Source organism: Paenibacillus harenae DSM 16969 (assembly GCF_000422465.1).
Lineage (GTDB): Bacteria > Bacillota > Bacilli > Paenibacillales > Paenibacillaceae > Pristimantibacillus > Pristimantibacillus harenae.
This window is the reverse complement of record NZ_KE383842.1, coordinates 1288216-1308632: the sequence shown is the minus strand read 5'-3', so window position 1 is coordinate 1308632 and position 20417 is coordinate 1288216. Positions and strand designations below refer to the sequence as shown.

Sequence of the window (20417 nt, the reverse complement as noted above, 5' to 3'; positions counted from 1 at the left end):
GACTATTATTACTTCTATTATATAATTGTTTGATGTTGTCGAATATTTGCACGTTCTAGAAAAAGAGGAGATGGGCATTTTGATCAGTCAATTGTCTTGGAAGATCGGGGGACAACAAGGAGAAGGCGTCGAAAGCACGGACCGGATTTTTTCCACGGCGCTTAATCGTTTGGGCTATTATTTATATGGATATCGTCACTTTTCTTCAAGAATCAAGGGCGGGCACACAAACAATAAAATCCGCATTAGCACGAAGCCGATTCGTGCGATTTCCGATGATTTGGACATTCTGGTCGCATTCGACCAAGAGAGCATCGACCTGAACGCGAGAGAATTGCGCCCGGGCGGAGTCGTCGTTGCTGACGCGAAGTTCAATCCTGCGATTCCGGAGGGAATCGATGCGAGATTGTTCGCCGTTCCGATTACGTCTATGGCGGAAGAGCTTGGCACCTCGCTAATGAAGAACATGGTCGCTTCCGGGGCTTCCTGGGGGCTGCTCGGTCTGCCGCTCGAAGTGTTCAACAAAGCGGTGGAAGAGGAGTTTGGGCGTAAAGGCGCCGCGATCGTTGAGAAAAATATCGAAGCCGTCAAACGCGGCGCGGAATTCGTTCTGGAGCAGGCAGGCGGACCGCTTGACGAGTTCAAGCTGGATGCGGCTGACGGCAAGCAAAAGCTGTTCATGATCGGCAACGAAGCGATTGGTCTCGGCTCCATTGCGGCAGGCTGCCGCTTGATGTCGGCCTACCCGATCACGCCGGCTTCGGAAATTATGGAATACCTCATTAAGAAGCTTCCGAAATTTGGCGGAACGGTCGTTCAAACGGAGGATGAAATCGCCGCCGTTACGATGGCGATCGGCGCTAACTATGCGGGCGTTCGGACAATGACGGCATCAGCGGGTCCCGGTCTGTCCCTCATGATGGAAGCGATCGGCTTAGCCGGAATGACGGAGACGCCTCTCGTTATCGTGAATACGCAGCGCGGAGGTCCATCGACGGGGCTGCCTACAAAGCAAGAGCAATCCGACCTGAACGCAATGGTCTACGGAACGCACGGCGAAATTCCGAAGATCGTCATAGCGCCGGCGTCGATTGAAGACTGCTTCTATGATACGATCGAATCCTTTAACCTTGCCGAAGAGTATCAAGTGCCGGTTATTCTGATGACGGATTTGCAGCTGTCGCTCGGCAAGCAGTCCTGCGAGCCGCTTGATTACGGCAAGATCGAAATCAAACGGGGCAAGCTGGTCCAAAATACGCCTGCGCTAGAGGGCCATGATCTATTCAAGCGTTATGAGCTTACGGAAGACGGCATTTCTCCGCGCGTATTGCCGGGTGAAAAGGGCGGGCTTCACCACGTTACAGGCGTAGAGCACGACGAGGTTGGACGCCCATCCGAGAACGCGGTGAACCGCTTGAAAATGATGGATAAGCGTCTTGGGAAGCTGAACGGCATGTTCATTCGCGACGCTATCCGCGTTGACGCTCCGCACGAGAAACCGGAACTGCTGCTCATTGGCATGGGTTCTACGGGCGGCACGATTGACGAAGCGAGAAGATTGCTCGGGCAAGAAGGCGTGACGACCAATCATGTGACGATACGCCAAATCCATCCGTTCCCGACGGAATTGCTGGTTCCATATTTGCATCATGCCAAACAAGTACTTGTTATCGAGAATAACGCTACGGCTCAACTTGCGTCTCAGATCAAGATGCATGCCGGCTTTGCGGAAAAAATCGAAAGCCTGTTGAAATACGACGGAAATCCGTTCCTGCCTTCCGATATTCACAAAGCTTGTAAGGAGTTGAGTTTAAATGGCGACGTTCAAAGAGTTTAGAAATAATGTTAAGCCTAACTGGTGTCCGGGCTGCGGCGACTTCTCCATACAAGCGGCTATTCAACGCGCGGCTGCCAATGTAGGACTTGAGCCTGAACAGCTTGCTGTCGTATCGGGTATCGGCTGCTCCGGACGGATCTCCGGTTACATTAACGCATATGGCCTACACGGTATTCACGGACGCGCGCTTCCTATCGCGCAAGGCGTTAAGCTTGCAAACCGCGAGTTAACCGTAATCGCGTCAGGCGGCGACGGAGACGGCTTTGCAATCGGAATGGGACATACCGTCCATGCGATTCGCCGTAACTTGAATATCACGTATATCGTTATGGATAATCAGATTTACGGCTTGACGAAGGGGCAGACTTCACCGCGAAGCGCGGAAGGCTTCAAAACCAAATCAACGCCGGAGGGCTCGATTGAATCGACGCTGTCTCCGCTTGAAATTGCGATGTCAGCCGGAGCTACCTTCGTTGCCCAATCGTTCTCCAGCGATTTGAAGCAGCTTACAAGCCTGATCGAACAGGGCATTAGGCATGAAGGCTTCTCGCTTATCAACGTGTTCAGCCCTTGCGTAACCTTCAACAAAATTAACACATATGATTGGTTCAAAGAAAATATCGTGAACCTGGAGCAATTCCCGGATTATGACCCGAGTAACCGCGTACTTGCGATGAACAAGATTATGGAAACGAACGGGATGCTGACCGGCTTGATTTATCAAAATTCGGCGCGCAAAGCTTATGAGGATCTTATTACGGGCTTCAAGCCGGAAGGCTTGGCGAAGCAGGATATGATGATTACCGCCGACGAGTTCAATAAACTTGTTGCCGAATTTAAATAAGTGATATGATAAGCATGTGGCCTTGGCCATATGCTTATTATTTTGTAGCAGGAGAGTGACATCATGATACATAAACAGGTTCCTATCGGCGTTTCGGCAAGACATATTCATTTGTCCGAGCAGCATGTTGAGATTTTGTTCGGCGAAGGATATGCATTAACCGAAATGAAGCCGTTATCGCAGCCGGGACAATATGCCGCTAATGAGACCGTAGCGGTGATCGGCCCTAAAGGGACTTTCGCGAAGGTTAGAATTTTGGGACCGACGCGCGGCAAAACGCAGCTGGAAGTATCGCGTACCGATGCTTTCGCTTTAGGGGTCAATCCTCCCGTCCGTGAATCCGGCAATATTGCCGGATCGGCTGGCATTAAAATAAAAGGACCTGCCGGCGAGGTTGATATAGAGGAAGGCGTCATTGTTGCCGCGCGGCACATCCATTTTCATACGACCGATGCCGAGAATTTCGGCATTAAAGATAAGCAGTTATTACGCGTACGCTTTGCCGGCGATCGCGGAGTCATATTTGAAAATGTGGTCGCGCGAGTCTCGGAGCAATATGCGCTTGATATGCACATCGATACGGATGAAGCTAATGCAGCCGGCGTGAAGAACGGAGATATGGCGGAAATTATCGATTAAACATAAAAGCTGCTTCGCCATCGTTATGAACGAAGGCGATGCAGCTTTTTTTTAGGGCTTTATAAGATGAGCTAGTGTCCCATCATCATTGAAACTTCAGGCTGCTTTTCGTTATCCGGGCCTGAGCTTTGTTGTTGCTTCGGCCTGCGAAGCAATAAGGCAGCCAGCGCGCCGACGATCGCGACGGCGGCGAGAACGAAGAACGTATCGCCGTAAGACGAATAAACAATGTCCGGGCCTGGATTCGTCACGGTATAATGCTTCACTCTGCCTGCAAGAATGGTCGACAAGCCGGCAATCGCAAAGGAAGTCATGACCTGCTGTGCGGCAGCAGTAAGCGACGTGACACGGCTAACGAGCTCTTTCGGAGCGGACTGCATAATATGCGTATTAAGCGGCATCATCGACAAGCCCATGCCTGCTCCAAGAAGGGCTAGCGGAATCATGAGCATCGGCAGCGATGTGCCGGCAGATATACCGCTAAGCATGAACGCGGCGATCGTGACGATGACAAGGCCGGCGATGACAACGGGACGCGCACCGAAACGGTCGAACAGCTTGCCGCTGATCGGCATGAAGATACCGGCCGCAATAGCCTGAGGCAACAGGATCAAACCCGTATCGAATGCACTGTACCCTTTCGCAATTTGCAGGAAGACTGGCGCAAGGAATAACGTGCCGAATAACGCGATTTGCAATATCCACTGGAGAAGGATGCCTCGAGTAAAATCGCTGGATTTGAATACGCGAAGCTCGAGCAGAGGTTCTTTGCGGCTCAGTTCGACGATAATAAATATGATCAATGCGACACCGCCGACGATCATCCCCGTCAGCGCCTCTGGCGAGGTCCAGCCGCTTCCGCCGCCGCCTTCGCCGCCTCCGGCAGAGCTGACGCCGTAAGCTAGCATGGCGAAAGCTAGAGGGGCTAGCAGCATGCCTAAGAAATCAAGCGCGGGAACGCGTTTCCGTTCAAGATTAGGCAGCGTGCGGAGACCGATGATAACCGCGATCACGCCGATTGGCAGATTAATTATAAAAATCCAATGCCATGATACATAGTCTACGAGCCAGCCGGCCACGACTGGGCCGAGCGCAGGAGCAAGCAGCATCGGAATGCCGATCATGCCCATGACGGCGCCTTGCTTGCCGGGAGGACTAAGCCGGAACGTAAATGCCATGGCAATCGGTGCGACCATCCCGCCGCCAAGGCCCTGAAGGACGCGGAAAACAATGAGCTGCTCCGCCGTGGTGGCCAGTGCGCATAGTCCCGAACCGATCGTAAACAAGATGATGGAAATTAAGAAAACTTGTTTTGCTCCGAAACGGTCGGATAACCAGCCAGCGAGCGGAATAACCGCCGCCTGCGCGAGTGCGTAGCCGGTAATTGTCCATTGCACGATTGTCATCGAGCTGCTGAAGTCTTTCATGAGCCCCGGCAAAGCGACATTCATGGCCGTACCGTCTAGAATGACCATGAACATTCCGACGATGATGGCGAGGAGCGGGGCGATAATATTGCGGATCGACATCGGATCGCCGGATGATGCTGTTTGTTTTGCGGTTGAAGCCATTTTGTTTCCTCCTATCCGTATAAGGGTCATTTCTTCCGCATGTTGACCTTGCCTTGCCAATCAGGCTACAATTGAAAGATAACCGTATCTCTTTTGCGGACAATTGTCCGCATTACTGAATAATAATTATGATTCTTATGTTTGTCAAACGTTAATTTTGTAAAATTAGGAAGCAACATTTAGGAGACTGCGAAATGACTACACCTGACGGAAGCAGAACCAAACAAGAATTGAGCAAAGCGATTTTGCACACGGCTAATCACTTGTTTCAGGAGCATGGGGTAGAATCAGTCAGCATGCATCAAATTGCAAAAACAGTCGGGATTGGACAAGGCACTCTCTATCGCCGATATTCCAATAAAGGCGATTTGTGCATGGACATGTTGAAAGAAAATTTCGGCATTTTCATTCAGCAAATCGATGATTATTTAACCGCGAATTCGCACTTGCCGGTTTACGAGAGGCTGTGCGGAGTGATAAGGCAAATTATTTCATTTATTGACAAGGAATCGAAATGCCTCGGCGTTGTTCAGACTCATATCAAGATTGATGAGAAGAGGTCTGATTTTTTTCAATCGCCGCCTTACTTGTACTTGCATGCTACGCTTAGCGGGCTATTGCGGGAGGCTGCCGGGGATAGTCTCGTCGCTGCCATCGATCCTTGTTATGCGGCGCATTCGTTCATTTCCGTTCATTCTCCGCATACGTACAGGCATATGAGAGAAACGATGGGCTATTCTTGCGAGGAGATTCAGGACCATTTTTGCAACACGTTTATTGACCCTCTGTTTCATAAACTGGTATAATACTGAATTGGGCTATATCAAGCGGCAATTATTTGTACCCATAAGGAAGTGAGCAGAAAGTGACGATGGAAATCAATCGTAACCAGACGGATAACAAGCCCGGTCAGCAAAAGGATTATTCGAAATATTTTGATTTTAGCGATGCGAAGGTCATCGGTCAGGATGAGAACTCTACGACCTACCGGATTAAGGGCAGGATCGTCAATATAAATTCGACACCGAGTCATAAGGATGAGAAGAAACGCGGCAAAGAGGACATCGAGGTGCATTACGACTTCTCCATACCGGAGGAGCTGCAAACGATCGGGCTCGGCAAGCACTATTTGATTCAAACGTACGGCTGCCAGATGAACGAGCATGACACGGAAGTGATGAAGGGCATGTTCGAGCAAATGGGCTACACCGCTACGGAGGACCGCAGGCTTGCGGACGTTATTTTGTTAAATACATGCGCCATTCGCGAGAATGCGGAGGACAAGGTGTTCGGCGAGCTCGGACATTTGAAGACGCTCAAGACGGAGAAACCGGATTTGCTGCTTGGCGTTTGCGGGTGCATGTCGCAGGAGGAGTCGGTTGTCGGCCGTATATTGCAAAAGCATGCTTTTGTCGATATGATCTTCGGGACGCACAACATCCACAGGCTTCCATATTTGCTGCAAAACGCGTATTTCAGCAAAGAGCTTGTCGTCGAGGTATGGTCCAAGGAAGGCGACATTATCGAGAATATGCCGAAGAAGCGCGAAGGAATGCGGGCTTGGGTCAATATTATGTACGGCTGCGATAAGTTCTGCACCTACTGCATTGTGCCTTATACCCGGGGGAAGGAGCGCAGCCGCCGTCCTCAGGACGTGATCGCCGAAGTTCGCGAGCTGGCGCGCCAAGGATTTAAGGAAATTACGCTGCTCGGTCAGAACGTTAACGCATACGGCAAGGACTTCGAGGATATCGAATACCGTTTCGGCGATTTGATGCACGATATGTCCAAAATCGATATTCCGCGGATTCGGTTCATGACAAGCCATCCCCGCGATTTTGACGATCAGCTGATTGAGGTGCTCGGAACCCGCGGCAACCTGGTTGAACATATTCATTTGCCGGTTCAGTCCGGCAGCACGGAAATTTTGAAATGGATGAGCCGCAAATATTCCCGTGAAACGTATTTGGAGCTCGTAGGCAAGATCAAGCGGGCGATTCCGGATGTCACGCTGACCACGGATATTATCGTCGGTTTCCCGGGAGAGACGGACGAGCAGTTCGAGGATACGCTGAGTCTTGTATCGGAAGTCGGCTTCGACTCCGCCTACACTTTCCTTTATTCACCGCGGGAAGGCACTCCCGCGGCAGGGATGGAGGATAATGTGCCGTTAGAGGTGAAGAAAGCGCGCCTTGCGAAATTAAATGCGCTGCTGGCTTCGGTCGCACGGGAGAAGAATGAGCAAATGTGCGGCAAAATCGTGGAGGTTCTGATCGAAGGCGAGAGCAAGAATAACGCTGCTATTTTATCCGGACGAACGCGGACGAATAAATTGGTTCACCTTGAAGGTCCAAAGGAATGGATCGGGCAATTCATCCAGGCTAAAGTAACGGAAGCGCAAACCTGGTATATCAAAGCGGAAGCGATCGAGCTAGGCTCACAAGAAGCCGTTAGCTAACGGCAAAACAGGAGAGATGACAAATGGCAGAGCAGCAAACGACAGTCAATCAATCGGAGCATCATGGTCATGACCATGATCATGCGCACGGCGAAGGCTGCGGCATTCCGAGCTTCAATACACGTGAATTAATCGTGAAGGAAGACATTATGAAGAAGGCGAAGGAGCTGGCTGATTCGATTTTCACTTCGGAGGAAGTACAGCATTACCGCCGCGCGGAGCAGCAGATCAACGGAAATGAGCGCATCCAGAACTTGATCACCCAGATCAAGAAGAAGCAGAAAGAAGTCGTGGCCTTTGAGACGACGTTCAAAAACGCGGACATGGTTAAAAAAATCGAAGCGGAAATGAATGTGCTTCAGGATGAGCTGGACGGCATTCCGATCGTTGCGGAGTTCCAGCAAAGCCAATCCGATATCAATTACCTGATGCAGCTGGTCGTTTCGATCATCCGAGACACGGTTTCGGAGAAAATCAACGTGGAAGACGCGTCCGAGCCTGCTCCCGAGGAATGCAGCGACTAAGCGGTTCTGGGGCAGCTATAGATTGTTGGAAAAGAAGCGTTTGCCGCTGAGGACAAACGCTTCTTTTTTGTGGCGGTTAGCTATTACGCGGTGTAGCTTGCTTTATCCGTCTTGGGTTGAGCGGCCGATGCGCGAATATGAATGATATATGGCGTGAGCGAGATAGCCAACGCGGCGGCTGCGAACGATTTCAGCGCGTCGCCGATAAGGAAAGGATAGAAGCCGGCTATAAGCGCTTCCGGAAGGGAAAAGCCGGTTATATGCATAAGCCATGGGATACCAGGTATATAAGCGAATAACGAACTGAACAGTTCAAAGATGATGAAAAATCCGATCAGTGCCGCGTACTTGTTGCGCTTGCCGCTGTCCGGCCGAAGAAAACCTCCCACGGCCAAGCTAACGAATAGCGCGCAGAACGGGAAGGCGAAAATATATCCGGCGGTATGGCCGGTCAATGTGGCGATGCCGCCTTGTCCGCTGAACAGCGGAAGGCCGAAGGCAGTGAGGACGATGACGGCAGCGATGCTGATGAAAGCATTGCGGGGCGTAAGAAACAGGCCGGTTAAGGCCACGGCCAGCGTCTGCAGCGTGATCGGCACGAATGAGCCGCCAAGCTTAATCGTGAGCGAGCTCATGACTATGAACAGCGCGGCGAATAAAGCAATAAATACGAGCGAGCGGATAGAACGGGTTTGCATGGTTAAGCACGACTCCTTTATGTAGTTGCGATTTTATTGTTAACCAATTATATTTAAATTAGGTTAACAAATCGAATTGTAGCATAGCGATCCGAGTTGGGGAAGAGGTTGGGTGAAATTTTTTGAAGCATCTCGAACAAATTGAAGTGAAAAGCTTATCCGTTACGCCGCCTGTTATGGCAGCAGGACAGTCCGCGCATCCGATTCTAAGTCAAATTGATTTAACGATACATAAAGGGCAATGGGTGACGCTGCTTGGGCGCAATGGAAGCGGGAAGAGTACGCTCGCCAAAGCGATCGCAGGCTTCCGGATGCCCGGCATAACCGGACAAATCAGGAGACAACCCCGTTCGGAACTGCATGGGAAACCGATTCCGATTGTTTTGCAGCAGCCGGAAGCGTCCATGGTGGGTTCGACGCCGTGGGAGGATGTCGTGCTGCTGCTGGAGCAAAACGAGCTGAAAGCTGATTCAATCATCGGCAGGGCGGAGAGCGCTTTACGGGAGGTTGGGCTCGGCGATCGCTTGCATCAGCCGATTGAAACGTTGTCCGGCGGTCAAAAGCAGTTAGTTGCGATCGCAGGCTGTCTGGCGATGCAATCGCCTCTGCTCGTGTTGGACGAAGTTACTTCCATGCTGGATCCGGAAGCGGCCCAGGCGGTGCTCGAACGGGTGCGGTCACTGCACGCCGCCGGCGCAACCGTTCTCTGGATTACGCAAAGGCTGGAGGAGCTGCCGCCAGGCGGACGGATCGCGGCATTGGCGGACGGTCGGCTTATTTTTGACGGCAGCGCGGAGGAATGGTTTGACAGGGCGGCCGGCGGGACATTAGAGAGTATATGCGAGAAGCTTGGTTTTGAAGCTCCATATGCGGCTCAGGTCGCGTGGGAGCTTGAACGGGAAGGCGTGAGGCTCCGGCCGTTTCCCTTTACGGCTGAGCTGCTGGCAGAGGCGGTGAATAATTATGAGCGCTGATTGGTTGTTGGACGGCGTATCGGTATATACGGAAGGAAACGCGGAGAGGAAGCTGTTGCACGAGGTTCACGCGAGCTTTCAGGCCGGGAAAATTACGCTGCTGATCGGGAAGAACGGAGCGGGAAAGTCAACGCTGCTGGAGACGATGGCGGGTCTTCGTGCCGTCCGGGACGGCAGCATTCGGCTGGGAGAGGATTCGTTGTGGCAGCCGCATAGAAGGAATAAGAGGTTGAATCGCGATGTTCTACTGAGGCTTGGCATCTCCATGCAGCACTCGGAATCGCAGTGGTTTGCGGCAACCGTAAGGGAGGAGTTTCAATATTCGTTGAAGCCGTATGCGCTGGATAAGGCGACGGCCGCACAGCGGATCAACCGGTCGCTTGCTAATGTCGGGCTTGAGGAAGCGGTGCTGGAACGGGATCCGTGGACGCTGAGCGGCGGGCAGCAGCGACGGCTGTCGCTCGCCTGCTTGCTGGCGTGCGAGCCGGAATGGCTGCTGCTGGATGAGCCGACGGCGGGACTCGACGCCGCCGGAATCAGCCGCCTGTGCGCGGTGCTTCAGGCGCACAGGGCGGCAGGGCGCGGAGCGGTCGTGGCTACGCACGACCTCGACGCGCTCCTGCCGCTCGCGGACGCGCTCGCCGTCGTAAGCGGCGGCGCTGTCCGCGAAGCGGCAGCGGCAGCGGCGGCGCTATCGCACGCCGCTGCCGCGCCGCAGGCGCTGCGCGCGCTGGCGGAGCTGCGCGCGGCAGGGGCGGCTGTGCCGCCGGAGACGGCGCCGCGCGAAGGCGCGCCGTGGCCCGCGCCGCGGGAGATCGCGGCCGCGCTGGCCGCCGCGATGCTGGCGAAGCCGGCCTGCGCCCGTGCAGCGGTCTCAGCCGCTGTCGTGCAGCCTGTGTCAACTGCTCCAGTACCACAGGCTGCTGGCATGCAGCTTGCATCAGCAGCCCCAGCGCCACAGGATGCTGGCATGCAGCTCGCATCAGCAGCCCCAGCGCCACAGGATGCCGGCATGCAGCTCGTTTCAGTTTCACCACCATTTGGTGCTGACGAACAAGCTGCTGCAGCCGATGACTCACAAATGACATCATCGGTCATTACAGCGTCTGCCGGAGGTCTTCGCTCTCATTCCTATGAACCGCAAAGCGAATCATGGGCTATCACGACGCCTGCCGAAGGTTTTCGCTCTCATAACCATAATCCACAAAGCGAGTCATCGGCCATTCCGACGCCTGCCGGAGCTCTTCGTTCTCATTCCTATGATCCGCGCGCGCTAATCGCGGTTTATTTCTTGCTTGCCGCAGGCATATTCACGCAGCGAACGCTGCTGGAAACTGGGATCGCTGCCGGTTTGATCCTACCGCTGCTCGTTCCGTTCCGTGCGTTTTTAAAGCCTTGGACGGGCATGATTCGGGCTTATGCGGTGTTGATCGTCATCTTTTGTGTAATCGGGGGGATATCACTAAGCCCGCTCTCGTTTGACGGAGAGAAGGCGCTGCCCATCCTGATCCGGTTCAGCAAGCTGCTTCTCATTATGCTGATCGGTATGCCGATGCTGAAGCTGATGTCGCCGATGCGTCTGCAGCGCGCGATTGAACAAACCTTCGACTGGCTTAGCCGACTGCATGTTCCGATTCATTCCTTTGCGCTGCTTGTGACGCTTATTTTTCGGTTTATTCCGCTGTTGATGGGAGAGTGGGAGCGATTCGCGAAGCTGGCCCATGCGAGGGGGAAAGCGGTGACGCCGGTCAAGAGCGTACCGGTCCGCATGCTGCGCGCCATCCTGATTCCCTATGTGCGTTCTATGCTTCGGATGGCGGAGCAAATGGCGGATGCGCTGGAAGCGCGCGGATTCGGGTACACGAAGCGCAAGCCGGTCTACGGATTCCGCCTACGCGTCGGCGGTTTGGATGTCAAGCTGCTTGGCGTTGCGGCGTTGGCTTCAGTGCTTCTATTCCTGATTGCTTTCTTTCTTTAAGAAATCCATAACCTTCGAGATCCATAAGCCTTCTTCATCGGCAAGCAGCGTTCGCCAGCCGAGCAGCGCCGCTTGCCGCAAGTTTTTGTTCTGGTCGTCGACGAACAGGACGGTGCCGCCGGACGTAAGATGCGGAGCGACGCATGCGAATATATCGGGATGGGGCTTGCGAAAGCCGGCTTCGCTCGAGATCGTCACACTTTTCAACAGCTTCTCATAAGGCTTAATGACCGGTTCGACCCAAGCCGGCAGATGATTGCTCAGAATATGGAGATCAGCATCGGCACTCCACTCTTGCAGCATCGCCAAGGCGGGCAAGGGCTGCAGGCTTTGAGCAATGAAGCTTCGCGCTCTCTCCGCGGGCAAATGCGGCGTATACGATTTTACCCAAATCCAGAACTGCTCCTCCGAAATGCTTCCTGTCCAGAGACGTTCGCTGATTTGCTCTTTATAAGCGCTGTAAAGCTCCTTCTCCGAAACAACCGCCTCTTCCGCGACCAGCCGCCACAAGAGCGGGGACAGGTTCGAAGCCAGAACGCCGCCGATATCAAGCACGAGCTGCGGCCGGCTCATAAAGTCACCTTATTGGTTATCACGTCATTCGACCGGTTCGCCGCTCTGCGTTCCTGGCTTGACCAGGCCCATACCAGCATGGCTGCCGCGAGACCGAGAAGAGACCCGAACAGAAAGCCGCCGTTTAACCCCCAGCCTTCATTCAACCATCCGGCGACGAACGGGCCGGAGAACATCCCGATCGCGTACATCGCCTGATAAAGGCCCATTGCGGTAGCGCGACCCGGCAGCTCGACGTCGCGAATGGCAAGCCCAAGCAGCAGCGGCATATGCAGCCCTTGCGCAAAGCCGTTGATCGCTTGCGTCAGCACGAGGAAGCCGATCGAATCCGCGAACACCATCGCGCCCGTACATATCATGCTCAATGCAAACCCGGCACCGATCGTGCCCCAATATCCGAAACGCGGCGTAAACCATCTTGCCGTCACCATCGAGGCGAAAGCATGCGGCAGCATAAAGGCAAAAACGACGAGCGTGATCGTGGCGCCGCCGGCTCCGATTTCTTCGGCTTTGAGCGGCGTGAATCCGAACATCGTAATAAATAGAACGCCGTGAGCAAGAATGGACAACAGTGATACTTGCAGCAGCGATTTCGTTCGAACGACATTTTTGATCATGCCGAAAGACATGCCGGGCTGATTCCGCAGCTCCGTACGAGGCTCCTGAAGCAGAAAAGCAAGCATGAGCCCGATTCCCGCAATAATTGCGCCAAGAATAAACGGGGCTTCCTCGTTAAAGCCTTCCGTAAGCCAGCCGCTGAGCAGCATGCCGATCATTTGTCCGGAAACGGTCATCACGCTGATATTGCCCATGGCGCGTCCCGTCTGACCGGCACCGAAATAACCGGCGTACAGAACGGTGAACGCGACCCAGGTGGATGCGCACACACCGGCCATCAATCTTCCGGCGAGCGGCCACAGCCACAGACCGGGGATCAGAAACAACAGGCAGCTGAGACAGGCCGTCAGCATTCCGAGCCAGATAAAAGGCTTGCGCTTGCCCCAGCGGTCCGACAAAATGCCGAGCGGGAACCGCACGAGCATTTGAACGAATCCGTAGCTGCCGAGAACGATTCCAATAAATGACAAAGACAACCCTCGTCCGCTAAGGTAAGGCGAGAGGGTCGGAACATAGACGTACATAGAAGTCCAATAAAGAATGGTAATCGTCGTAAAAAGAAGTTTTTGCGATGCCGATATTCGTTTCATTGTCAAATAGCTCCTTTCTCTCCCACTTTAGCTTATCCGGACTTCGATTGTCACTTCTTTCTTTAAGGGGACATTTGGGAACTTTCCCCACTTTTTAACGTATAAAGCTATGGACTTTTTATGCCTGTAAGCCGGACAGCCCCATGAATCGAAATTAACCGAAGAGGTGACCGCCCAATGAAAGCAGAGACGAGTCAGAGGAAAAATTGGAAGAAGGAAATTCGGGAATGGTTTGTATCGCTGGCTTTTGCCATAATCGTAGCGATGTTATTCCAGACGTATGTCTATGCGCAATCCGAGGTTCATAACGTTTCTATGCAGAACACGCTTGTCGAGGGCCAGCGTTTAATCGAGGATAAATGGTCTTACCGGTTTCACGAGCCCGAGCACGGCGATATTGTAATTATCAATGGGCCGGAGAGCGATTTGCGGCTCATCAAAAGGGTGATCGCCCTGCCTGGTGACATTCTTGATATTCGCCGAGGGGAAGTCTATTTGAACGGAAACAAGCTGTCGGAAGCTTACGTGAAAGGCCAAACGCTCGCAGGTAACGTGGAAATGCCGTTCACGGTACAGCCGGGCCAGCTGTTCGTAATGGGCGATAACCGGGAGCACAGCATGGACAGCCGGACTTTAGGCCCGATTGCAAGAACCAGCATTGAAGGAAGAGCGGTGTTTCGGATATGGCCAATCCCGAAGTTCGGACCGCTGAGCGAATAGCGGGGAGGATGGTCCGATGCCGTTCACGTTCTCTCATCCTCTGTATGCCGCGCCGTTAAAAAAAGGAATTCCGCAATTGAGTATGACCGGGTTAGTGCTGGGGAGTATAGCGCCCGATATGGAATACTTCATAGCAATGCAGCCATTCAGGTCGGTAGGACATTCGTTAGAAGGATTTTTTCTAATGGTTATGCCGATCTGTATCGCATTGGCTTTTGCTTTCCATCGGATCGTTATGCCGCTTCTGCTCGACATCCTCCCTTCGAACGGCGGCATAAACCGATTTGTCACAGAAGCGGCTCATCCATGGCGGTTGTCGTCGCCTGCCGCTTGGCTGCTCTTTTGCCTTTCTTTATTTATTGGTTTTCTGTCTCATTTGTTTATGGATAATTGGACGCATGGCAGCGGTTGGTTCGTGCATAGACTTCCTTTCCTGCAATCCATTATCGCAGGTGACGAGGTCTATCATATCCTCCAGCTGTCGCTGTCAGTCATCGGTGCGGCCGTCCCCGTTTTCATGATCGCCTATAAATGGTACGGCTGGAAAAGGACGAACCCGGCGCATGCCCGGAACGATCGAGGGGGCTCCTCAGCTAAATCGTATTGGCTGGCGCTCATTGTCCTTTCCTTCATCATGCTGATCGGCAAGCTTGTGTCGTCAGGCGCTTACTTTTCGTTGAGCGTCTGGATCGTTGCTCCGATTACTGCGGCGTTGTTCTCTCTTTTTGTTACGGGATTATGGCGAGCAGCCAAGCAGACCAAGCAGAACGAGAAAGGCCTTTCGTTTATACTCGCTTTATTTGGGGCTATTGCCTTGTATATGATTGCATCATCCTATACAGGATTTCTAATTTGGTTGTGGATCGTTTACATATGGATACTGGCGATTCTCATTCTTTGGAGTACGATTGCACTGACGAAAAACAAGGCAGAATAAGAAAATGATATCATTAATAATTAATGAAACTAAATATACATCAAGTTAATTAATCAGTTTCATAGGTTCCAAACGTAATAATTTTGTAAGAAACGGTTCCAGATTCGTTTAGAAATTGCCGGTATGATAAACCATAGAATCAACCATAACCTACTTGCGAGGCGTGAAAGAGATTGTCGATTCGTGTGAAGCTGTACATGTCCTATTTGGCCATGGTGTTCGTCCCGTTCATATTAATGAGCGCGTTTATGCTGTCCATTTTTTATGCCGGCGGGATTCAGGATGTTCGCCATTATTTTGGCAAGGAGGACAAGGAGCCATATCTTCAAGCGCTTGTATACGGTGAGCTCTCATATGTGCTTCGCAACGACTCGGGCGAGCTCGAGAAATCGGAATACGTAGCCGATATTCAAGAGCGGTTGGGCGAGCACTGGGCAGGACTGCTTCTCTCGCGGGAAGACCGGATCACTTCGGTATCACCGTTTTTACGGCAGGTGTCTCCGAATGAAAATTGGCAGAGGCTGCTGGAGGATCCGCCGTCAGCGGTTACCTTCGATTCCTTCCGTTTCGAAACGACCGCGATCGGCTTCACTTATCCGGACGGGGGCGATGGCAGCGCGGTGCTGTTCCGCAGAGAAAATGCGGTACCGATTTATTGGCGGCCGATCGGTGCGGCTACGTCGCTTGCATTCATCGGCTTAACAAGCCTGCTGCTCACTTACTTCGTTTCCCGAAGCATCATCAAGCCGATCAAGTCGCTGGAAGCGGCTGCGCTGCGCATTAAGGATGGCGACCTGTCCCATCAGGTTAAAGCGACGACGAAAGGAGAGATCGGTCAGCTTAGCATTGCATTCGAAGAGATGCGGGTCAGGCTGAAGCAATCGATAGATCAAAGCCTTCAATACGAGGAAAACCGGAAAATGCTGTTATCCCACATTTCGCATGATTTGAAGACGCCCATATCCGCCATTAAAGGTTATATCGAAGGCATCGTAGACGGAATCGCGAGCAACGATGAGATGCGTGACCGCTACATGCAGACCATTTACCGCAAGGCGTCGGACATGGACCAGCTGATTGACGAGCTGTTCCTGTTCTCGAAGCTGGACCTTCAGACTGTGGCATTCGATTTCAAGGTCATGGATATCCGCCGTTATCTGGAGCATTTCCTGGAGGAGCAGCGGTTTGATCTGGAGAAGTCGGATGTCGCCCTGAAGTATGAGCAGCGTGAAGGCGTGCCGGTCCTGGTCGCCGCCGATCCGGATAAGCTGAGCCGAATGCTGACGAATATATTGAACAATTGCGTGAAATATATGGGACAGGTTGCGGGACCCGAAACGAAAGAAATACGCGTTAAGCTTACCGATCTTGCATCTCATGTCCTGATCGAAATTGAAGATTCGGGTCCCGGCATCGAGGAAGAGGATTTGCCGTATATTTTCGATCGTTTCTACCGCGCGGAGCAATCCCGCAATTCGGAGACCGGCGGCAGCGGCCTCGGACTAGCCATCGTAAAACAAATTATTGAAGGGCATGGCGGGTCGGTGTGGGCGGAGAACGTAGAGCGGGGCGGCGCCCGGTTCTGCCTGAAGCTGCCGAAACCGATACCGGCCAAAAGTGTGGATGATCATGAAGAGTATTCTAATCATTGAGGACGAGAAGGCGATCGCCGAGCTGGAACGTGATTATTTGGAAAGCTACGGATTTAACGTTCATATCGAGGGAAGAGGGGATACCGGCCTCCAGAAAGCGTTGGATGGGGAATACGACCTTATTATCCTCGATGTGATGCTGCCCAAAGTCGACGGCTTCGAGATTTGCCGTCAAATTCGCCAAGCGAGCAACATTCCGGTTCTGATGGTGACCTCTAAGAAAGAAGACATCGACAAAATTAGAGGACTGGGCCTCGGGGCGGACGATTATATGACGAAGCCCTTTAGCCCAAGCGAGCTTGTCGCGCGGGTGAAAGCCCATTTGGCCCGTTACGACCGGTTAACCGCGGATAAGACGAAACGCGGGGAACATATACGTATACGCGGGTTGTTCATTGATAAGCCGTCAAGGCGGGTTATGATTCACGAGAATGAAGCGATGCTGACCTCGAAGGAATATGAGCTGCTTCTGCTGCTTGCTTCCCACCCGAACCGTGTATTTGAGAAGGAAGAGCTGTTCGAGCGGATCTGGGGGCTGGATTCGAACGGAGATGCCGCAACCGTCACGGTGCATATTCGAAGGCTTCGCGAGAAAATCGAGCATGACCCGTCCAATCCGCAGTATATCGAGACGATATGGGGCGTTGGTTACCGGTTTAAAGTATAGATAGATATTATGAGGAGTGGAACGATTTGAAAAGCGTTATTAAATTTTCAATTAACAACAAATTTGCCTTATGGATCTTGACGCTGCTCGTGCTGTTCGCCGGCTTGTATTCCGGGATGAACATGAAAATGGAAACCTTGCCGGACGTTACTGTGCCGATTGTGAACGTGACGACCGTGTATCCGGGCGCAGCGCCGGAAGAAATCATGGAAAAGGTAACGAAGCCGATCGAGCAGCGGACGCGAAATTTAAACGGTGTTAATGTAGTCAGCTCAACATCCTTCGAGAATGCCTCGTCCGTCGTCATTGAGTATACGTATGAGACCGATATGGACAAAGCCGCGGCAGAGGTCAAGAATGTTCTCTCCGAGCTGACCTTTCCCGAAGGCGTGCAGGAGCCGTCCGTTTCCCGCATCAGTTTGAACGCTTTCCCGGTTCTATCGCTTAGCTTGTCCAATGACAGCATGAATCTGGAACAGCTGACGAAGTCCGTCCAGGATAACGTGCTGCCGCGTTTGCAAGGCCTGGAGGGCGTAGCCAACGTTCAAATGTCCGGCCAAAACGTGATGGAGGGCGAGCTGGCCTTCCATCAGGAGAAGCTCCGGCAAATCGGAATAACCGAAGAAATGGTGAAGGGCATTATCCAAGCATCGGCTCTGTCCGTGCCGCTCGGGATATTCGAGTTTGGCGATACGGAGAAGTCCATAGTCGTTGACGGCAACATCACGACGGAAGACGATCTGAACAATCTGGTCATTGTACCCGGCGTCAAACTCAGCGATATTGCGGAGTTAAGCATCGTCGGAAAGGCGGAGTCCGTCTCCCGGACGAACGGTAAGGATGCGATCGGCCTCAACATCGTCAAGGCGGCCGATTCCAATACCGTTGACGTCGTCAATAAAGTTAAGGAAGAAATAAAAGAGCTAGAACAAAAAAATGACGGATTGACGATTGTGACGACGCTCGATCAAGGGGAGCCGATCGAGGAATCCGTCAACACCATGCTAAGCAAAGCGGTAATCGGCGCTTTGTTCGCCGTTATTATTGTCATGATATTCTTGCGCGATATTCGATCAACCGTGATTGCGGTCGTATCGATTCCTTTATCCATCCTTATTGCGATGCTTATTTTGAGCCAAATGGACATTACACTGAACATCATGACGTTAGGCGCAATGACGGTCGCCATCGGCCGGGTAATCGACGACTCCATTGTCGTCATCGAGAACGTGTACCGCCGAATGGCGCTTACCACGGAGAAGCTGAAGGGCAAGGACCTGATCCTGGATGCGACCCGTGAAATGTTCGTGCCGATTATGGCATCAACGATCGTGACGATTGCGGTGTTCCTGCCGCTTGGTCTCGTATCCGGCATGATCGGGGAAATCTTCTTGCCGTTCGCCTTAACGATTGTGTTTGCGCTCTTGGCCTCGCTTGTCGTTGCAATTACGGTCGTTCCCATGCTGGCGCATATGATGTTCCGCAAAGGAATTAAACCGGGCAAAGCGCATCACGACAAGCCGGGACGTCTCGCTGTCTGGTATAAAGGCGTGCTGCGCTGGTCGCTGAACCATAAGCTGATCGCCTTCGGTTTAGCGGTTATCATGCTTGTTGGAAGCCTCTTCCTTGTACCGGTCATCGGAGTCAGCTTTATAGCCGGCGATGAACAAAAAATGGTAGTTGTCTCCTATAACCCGGCTCCGGGCGAAACGCGCGAGCAGGTTGAAGAGATGGCGCTTAAGGCCGAGTCGCAGCTGCTTGACCGGGAAGGGATCTCCGTCGTGCAATACGCGGTAGGCGGTCAAAATCCGTTCAGCCCCGGCGCATCGAAGCAAGCCTTGTTTAACCTGAGCTACGAGGATGATTTTGAGGATTTCATGGAAGAGAAGGAGAAAATCGTACCGCTGCTGCAGGAGCTTGGCGGCAAAGGCGAATGGAAGCAGCAGGACTTTGCCGGCGGCGGATTGGGCGGATCGGGAATATCCATGCTCGTATACGGGCAGGACATGAATTCGCTCCAGCCTGTTGTCGATGATCTAATGACGAAACTTAAAGGCAACAAGGATTTGAAAAATATGAGCTCCAGCCTGTCGGAGACGTACGAGCAGTATCGCATCGTCGCGGATCAGGAGAAGCTTAGCCAAAATGGGCTCACTGCAGGTCAAATCGCGATGGCGCTTAGTCCCGTGCGGGAGCGTCCGGTTCTGACTACCGTTGAGAAGGACGGTGAACAGTTTAAGGTTTACGTGAAGGTCGAAGAGAAGACGTATAACGAAAAAGCGGATCTGGAGAAAGTGAAGCTGACCTCTCAGCTGGGCACCGTAGTGGAACTGGGAGATGTCGTCACAATCGAAGAAGGGGAATCGCCTAACACGGTAACAAGGCGCGACGATCGAATCTATGCCGAAGTAACCGCGGACGTTACGGTATCGGACGTAGGCAGTGTCTCAACCGAGTTGCAGAAGATGATTGATGAAATAGAACTCCCGACGGGAACCGACATTGAGATGGGCGGAGTATCGGAGCAGATTAACGAATCGTTTACGCAGCTTGGACTTGCCATGCTTGCGGCGGTTGCCATCGTTTATCTCGTTCTCGTCATTACCTTCGGGGGAGCGTTAACGCCGTTCGCCATTCTGTTCTCGCTGCCGTTCACGGTCATCGGCGCCTTGCTCGGCTTGCTGATCGCCGGCGAAACGCTCAGCGTAACCGCAATGATCGGAGCGCTCATGCTGATTGGTATCGTTGTAACGAACGCAATCGTACTGATCGATCGCGTCATCCAGAAGGAGAAAGAGGGACTAAGCGTCCGCGAAGCGCTGTTAGAAGCGGCGGGCACCCGTCTTCGTCCGATTCTGATGACGGCAATCGCAACCGTCGGAGCGCTGCTACCGCTCGCGTTCGGCTTCGAATCCGGCGGATTGATTTCGAAAGGAATGGCGGTTACGGTCATCGGCGGCTTGACGAGCTCGACGCTGCTCACGCTTATTATCGTGCCGGTCGTCTATGAATTTATGAACCGCAAAAAGAAGCCGCGTGCTGCAGAAGAAATAAATTAACTAAATTCATAGTAACGGCAAATGAAAGGCTGTCTCCATGGTCTGCGACCTTGGGAGGCAGCCTTTCTTATTTGACGA

General features: G+C 52.7%; 17 protein-coding genes. 13 read left to right on the top strand and 4 right to left on the bottom strand.

Going from position 1 to position 20417, the window contains the following annotated elements; genetic code table 11:
- Positions 1–79: 79 nt before the first annotated feature.
- The 3 genes from H581_RS0116420 (at position 80) to pduL (ending at position 3320) form a co-directional block, all read left to right on the top strand.
- Positions 80–1837 (top strand): 2-oxoacid:acceptor oxidoreductase subunit alpha, encoded by a 1758-nt coding sequence (locus tag H581_RS0116420; protein WP_028610960.1) that lies wholly within the window; start codon positions 80–82, stop codon positions 1835–1837.
- The gene (locus H581_RS0116415) at positions 1815–2681 is read left to right on the top strand and encodes a 2-oxoacid:ferredoxin oxidoreductase subunit beta (RefSeq protein ID WP_028610959.1); all 867 of its coding nucleotides are present in this window, start codon (positions 1815–1817) and stop codon (positions 2679–2681) included. The genes H581_RS0116420 and H581_RS0116415 overlap by 23 nt, the downstream gene beginning before the upstream one ends.
- Before the next feature lie 66 nt (positions 2682–2747).
- Positions 2748–3320 carry a phosphate propanoyltransferase gene (pduL, locus tag H581_RS0116410; protein WP_028610958.1) on the top strand — a complete coding sequence of 191 codons (573 nt, stop codon included), beginning with the start codon at positions 2748–2750 and terminating at the stop codon, positions 3318–3320.
- A 71-nt stretch (positions 3321–3391) separates the two neighbouring features.
- On the opposite strand, the gene H581_RS0116405 is transcribed toward pduL, so the two are convergent.
- Positions 3392–4891: an MDR family MFS transporter gene (locus H581_RS0116405; RefSeq protein ID WP_028610957.1), complete on the bottom strand. Its 1500-nt coding sequence runs from the start codon at positions 4889–4891 to the stop codon at positions 3392–3394.
- A gap of 194 nt (positions 4892–5085) precedes the next feature.
- Here H581_RS0116405 and H581_RS0116400 point away from each other — a divergent pair, with 194 nt between their 5' ends.
- The 3 genes from H581_RS0116400 to H581_RS0116390 all read left to right on the top strand — a co-directional run bounded on the left by H581_RS0116400 (position 5086) and on the right by H581_RS0116390 (position 7873).
- Positions 5086–5697: a TetR/AcrR family transcriptional regulator gene (locus tag H581_RS0116400; RefSeq protein WP_028610956.1), complete on the top strand. Its 612-nt coding sequence runs from the start codon at positions 5086–5088 to the stop codon at positions 5695–5697.
- Between the two features lie 65 nt (positions 5698–5762).
- Entirely contained in the window at positions 5763–7349 is a 1587-nt protein-coding gene (miaB, locus tag H581_RS0116395) for a tRNA (N6-isopentenyl adenosine(37)-C2)-methylthiotransferase MiaB (RefSeq protein WP_051251047.1), read from the top strand.
- A gap of 23 nt (positions 7350–7372) precedes the next feature.
- Entirely contained in the window at positions 7373–7873 is a 501-nt protein-coding gene (locus H581_RS0116390) for a YlbF/YmcA family competence regulator (RefSeq protein WP_028610954.1), read from the top strand.
- 83 nt (positions 7874–7956) lie between these two features.
- Here H581_RS0116390 and H581_RS34295 read toward each other — a convergent pair whose 3' ends face one another.
- A complete protein-coding gene (locus tag H581_RS34295) occupies positions 7957–8571 on the bottom strand; it encodes a biotin transporter BioY (protein WP_036718721.1) in 615 nt (204 codons plus the stop codon).
- 122 nt (positions 8572–8693) lie between these two features.
- Between H581_RS34295 and H581_RS0116380 the strand changes: the two genes are divergently transcribed.
- Both H581_RS0116380 and H581_RS0116375 read left to right on the top strand, forming a co-directional pair.
- A complete protein-coding gene (locus tag H581_RS0116380; RefSeq protein ID WP_028610953.1) occupies positions 8694–9545 on the top strand; it encodes an energy-coupling factor ABC transporter ATP-binding protein in 852 nt (283 codons plus the stop codon).
- Complete coding sequence (locus H581_RS0116375; RefSeq protein ID WP_028610952.1) at positions 9535–11523, top strand: ATP-binding cassette domain-containing protein; 1989 nt, start codon at positions 9535–9537, stop codon at positions 11521–11523. The genes H581_RS0116380 and H581_RS0116375 overlap by 11 nt, the downstream gene beginning before the upstream one ends.
- Here the strand turns inward: H581_RS0116375 and H581_RS34290 are convergent.
- Complete coding sequence (locus tag H581_RS34290) at positions 11497–12096, bottom strand: HAD family hydrolase (protein ID WP_036718718.1); 600 nt, start codon at positions 12094–12096, stop codon at positions 11497–11499. The two genes, H581_RS0116375 and H581_RS34290, sit on opposite strands and share 27 nt — an antisense overlap.
- Positions 12093–13304, bottom strand: coding sequence for an MFS transporter (locus tag H581_RS0116365; protein ID WP_028610951.1), 1212 nt, complete (start codon positions 13302–13304; stop codon positions 12093–12095). The genes H581_RS34290 and H581_RS0116365 overlap by 4 nt, the downstream gene beginning before the upstream one ends.
- A 177-nt stretch (positions 13305–13481) precedes the next feature.
- Here H581_RS0116365 and lepB point away from each other — a divergent pair, with 177 nt between their 5' ends.
- The 5 genes from lepB to H581_RS0116340 all read left to right on the top strand — a co-directional run bounded on the left by lepB (position 13482) and on the right by H581_RS0116340 (position 20339).
- A complete protein-coding gene (gene lepB / locus H581_RS0116360) occupies positions 13482–14024 on the top strand; it encodes a signal peptidase I (protein ID WP_028610950.1) in 543 nt (180 codons plus the stop codon).
- A gap of 16 nt (positions 14025–14040) precedes the next feature.
- Positions 14041–14961: a DUF4184 family protein gene (locus H581_RS0116355; protein ID WP_028610949.1), complete on the top strand. Its 921-nt coding sequence runs from the start codon at positions 14041–14043 to the stop codon at positions 14959–14961.
- Between the two features lie 173 nt (positions 14962–15134).
- A complete protein-coding gene (locus tag H581_RS34285; protein ID WP_156889598.1) occupies positions 15135–16613 on the top strand; it encodes a sensor histidine kinase in 1479 nt (492 codons plus the stop codon).
- On the top strand, positions 16591–17280 hold the full coding sequence (locus tag H581_RS0116345; RefSeq protein WP_028610948.1) for a response regulator transcription factor: 690 nt from the start codon (positions 16591–16593) through the stop codon (positions 17278–17280). The genes H581_RS34285 and H581_RS0116345 overlap by 23 nt, the downstream gene beginning before the upstream one ends.
- A 26-nt stretch (positions 17281–17306) precedes the next feature.
- Positions 17307–20339 (top strand): efflux RND transporter permease subunit, encoded by a 3033-nt coding sequence (locus H581_RS0116340; RefSeq protein ID WP_028610947.1) that lies wholly within the window; start codon positions 17307–17309, stop codon positions 20337–20339.
- The last annotated feature ends 78 nt before the right edge of the window (positions 20340–20417 follow it).

Excerpts from the sequence above, each read along its gene's own strand:
- H581_RS0116415 (WP_028610959.1), top strand. The coding sequence starts at position 1,815 with ATGGCGACGTTCAAAGAGTTTAGAAATAATGTTAAGCCTAACTGGTGT.
- H581_RS0116405 (WP_028610957.1), bottom strand. The coding sequence starts at position 4,891 with ATGGCTTCAACCGCAAAACAAACAGCATCATCCGGCGATCCGATGTCG.
- H581_RS0116400 (WP_028610956.1), top strand. The coding sequence starts at position 5,086 with ATGACTACACCTGACGGAAGCAGAACCAAACAAGAATTGAGCAAAGCG.
- miaB (WP_051251047.1), top strand. The coding sequence starts at position 5,763 with ATGGAAATCAATCGTAACCAGACGGATAACAAGCCCGGTCAGCAAAAG.
- H581_RS0116390 (WP_028610954.1), top strand. The coding sequence starts at position 7,373 with ATGGCAGAGCAGCAAACGACAGTCAATCAATCGGAGCATCATGGTCAT.
- H581_RS34295 (WP_036718721.1), bottom strand. The coding sequence starts at position 8,571 with ATGCAAACCCGTTCTATCCGCTCGCTCGTATTTATTGCTTTATTCGCC.
- H581_RS0116375 (WP_028610952.1), top strand. The coding sequence starts at position 9,535 with ATGAGCGCTGATTGGTTGTTGGACGGCGTATCGGTATATACGGAAGGA.
- H581_RS34290 (WP_036718718.1), bottom strand. The coding sequence starts at position 12,096 with ATGAGCCGGCCGCAGCTCGTGCTTGATATCGGCGGCGTTCTGGCTTCG.
- H581_RS0116365 (WP_028610951.1), bottom strand. The coding sequence starts at position 13,304 with ATGAAACGAATATCGGCATCGCAAAAACTTCTTTTTACGACGATTACC.
- lepB (WP_028610950.1), top strand. The coding sequence starts at position 13,482 with ATGAAAGCAGAGACGAGTCAGAGGAAAAATTGGAAGAAGGAAATTCGG.
- H581_RS0116355 (WP_028610949.1), top strand. The coding sequence starts at position 14,041 with ATGCCGTTCACGTTCTCTCATCCTCTGTATGCCGCGCCGTTAAAAAAA.
- H581_RS0116345 (WP_028610948.1), top strand. The coding sequence starts at position 16,591 with ATGAAGAGTATTCTAATCATTGAGGACGAGAAGGCGATCGCCGAGCTG.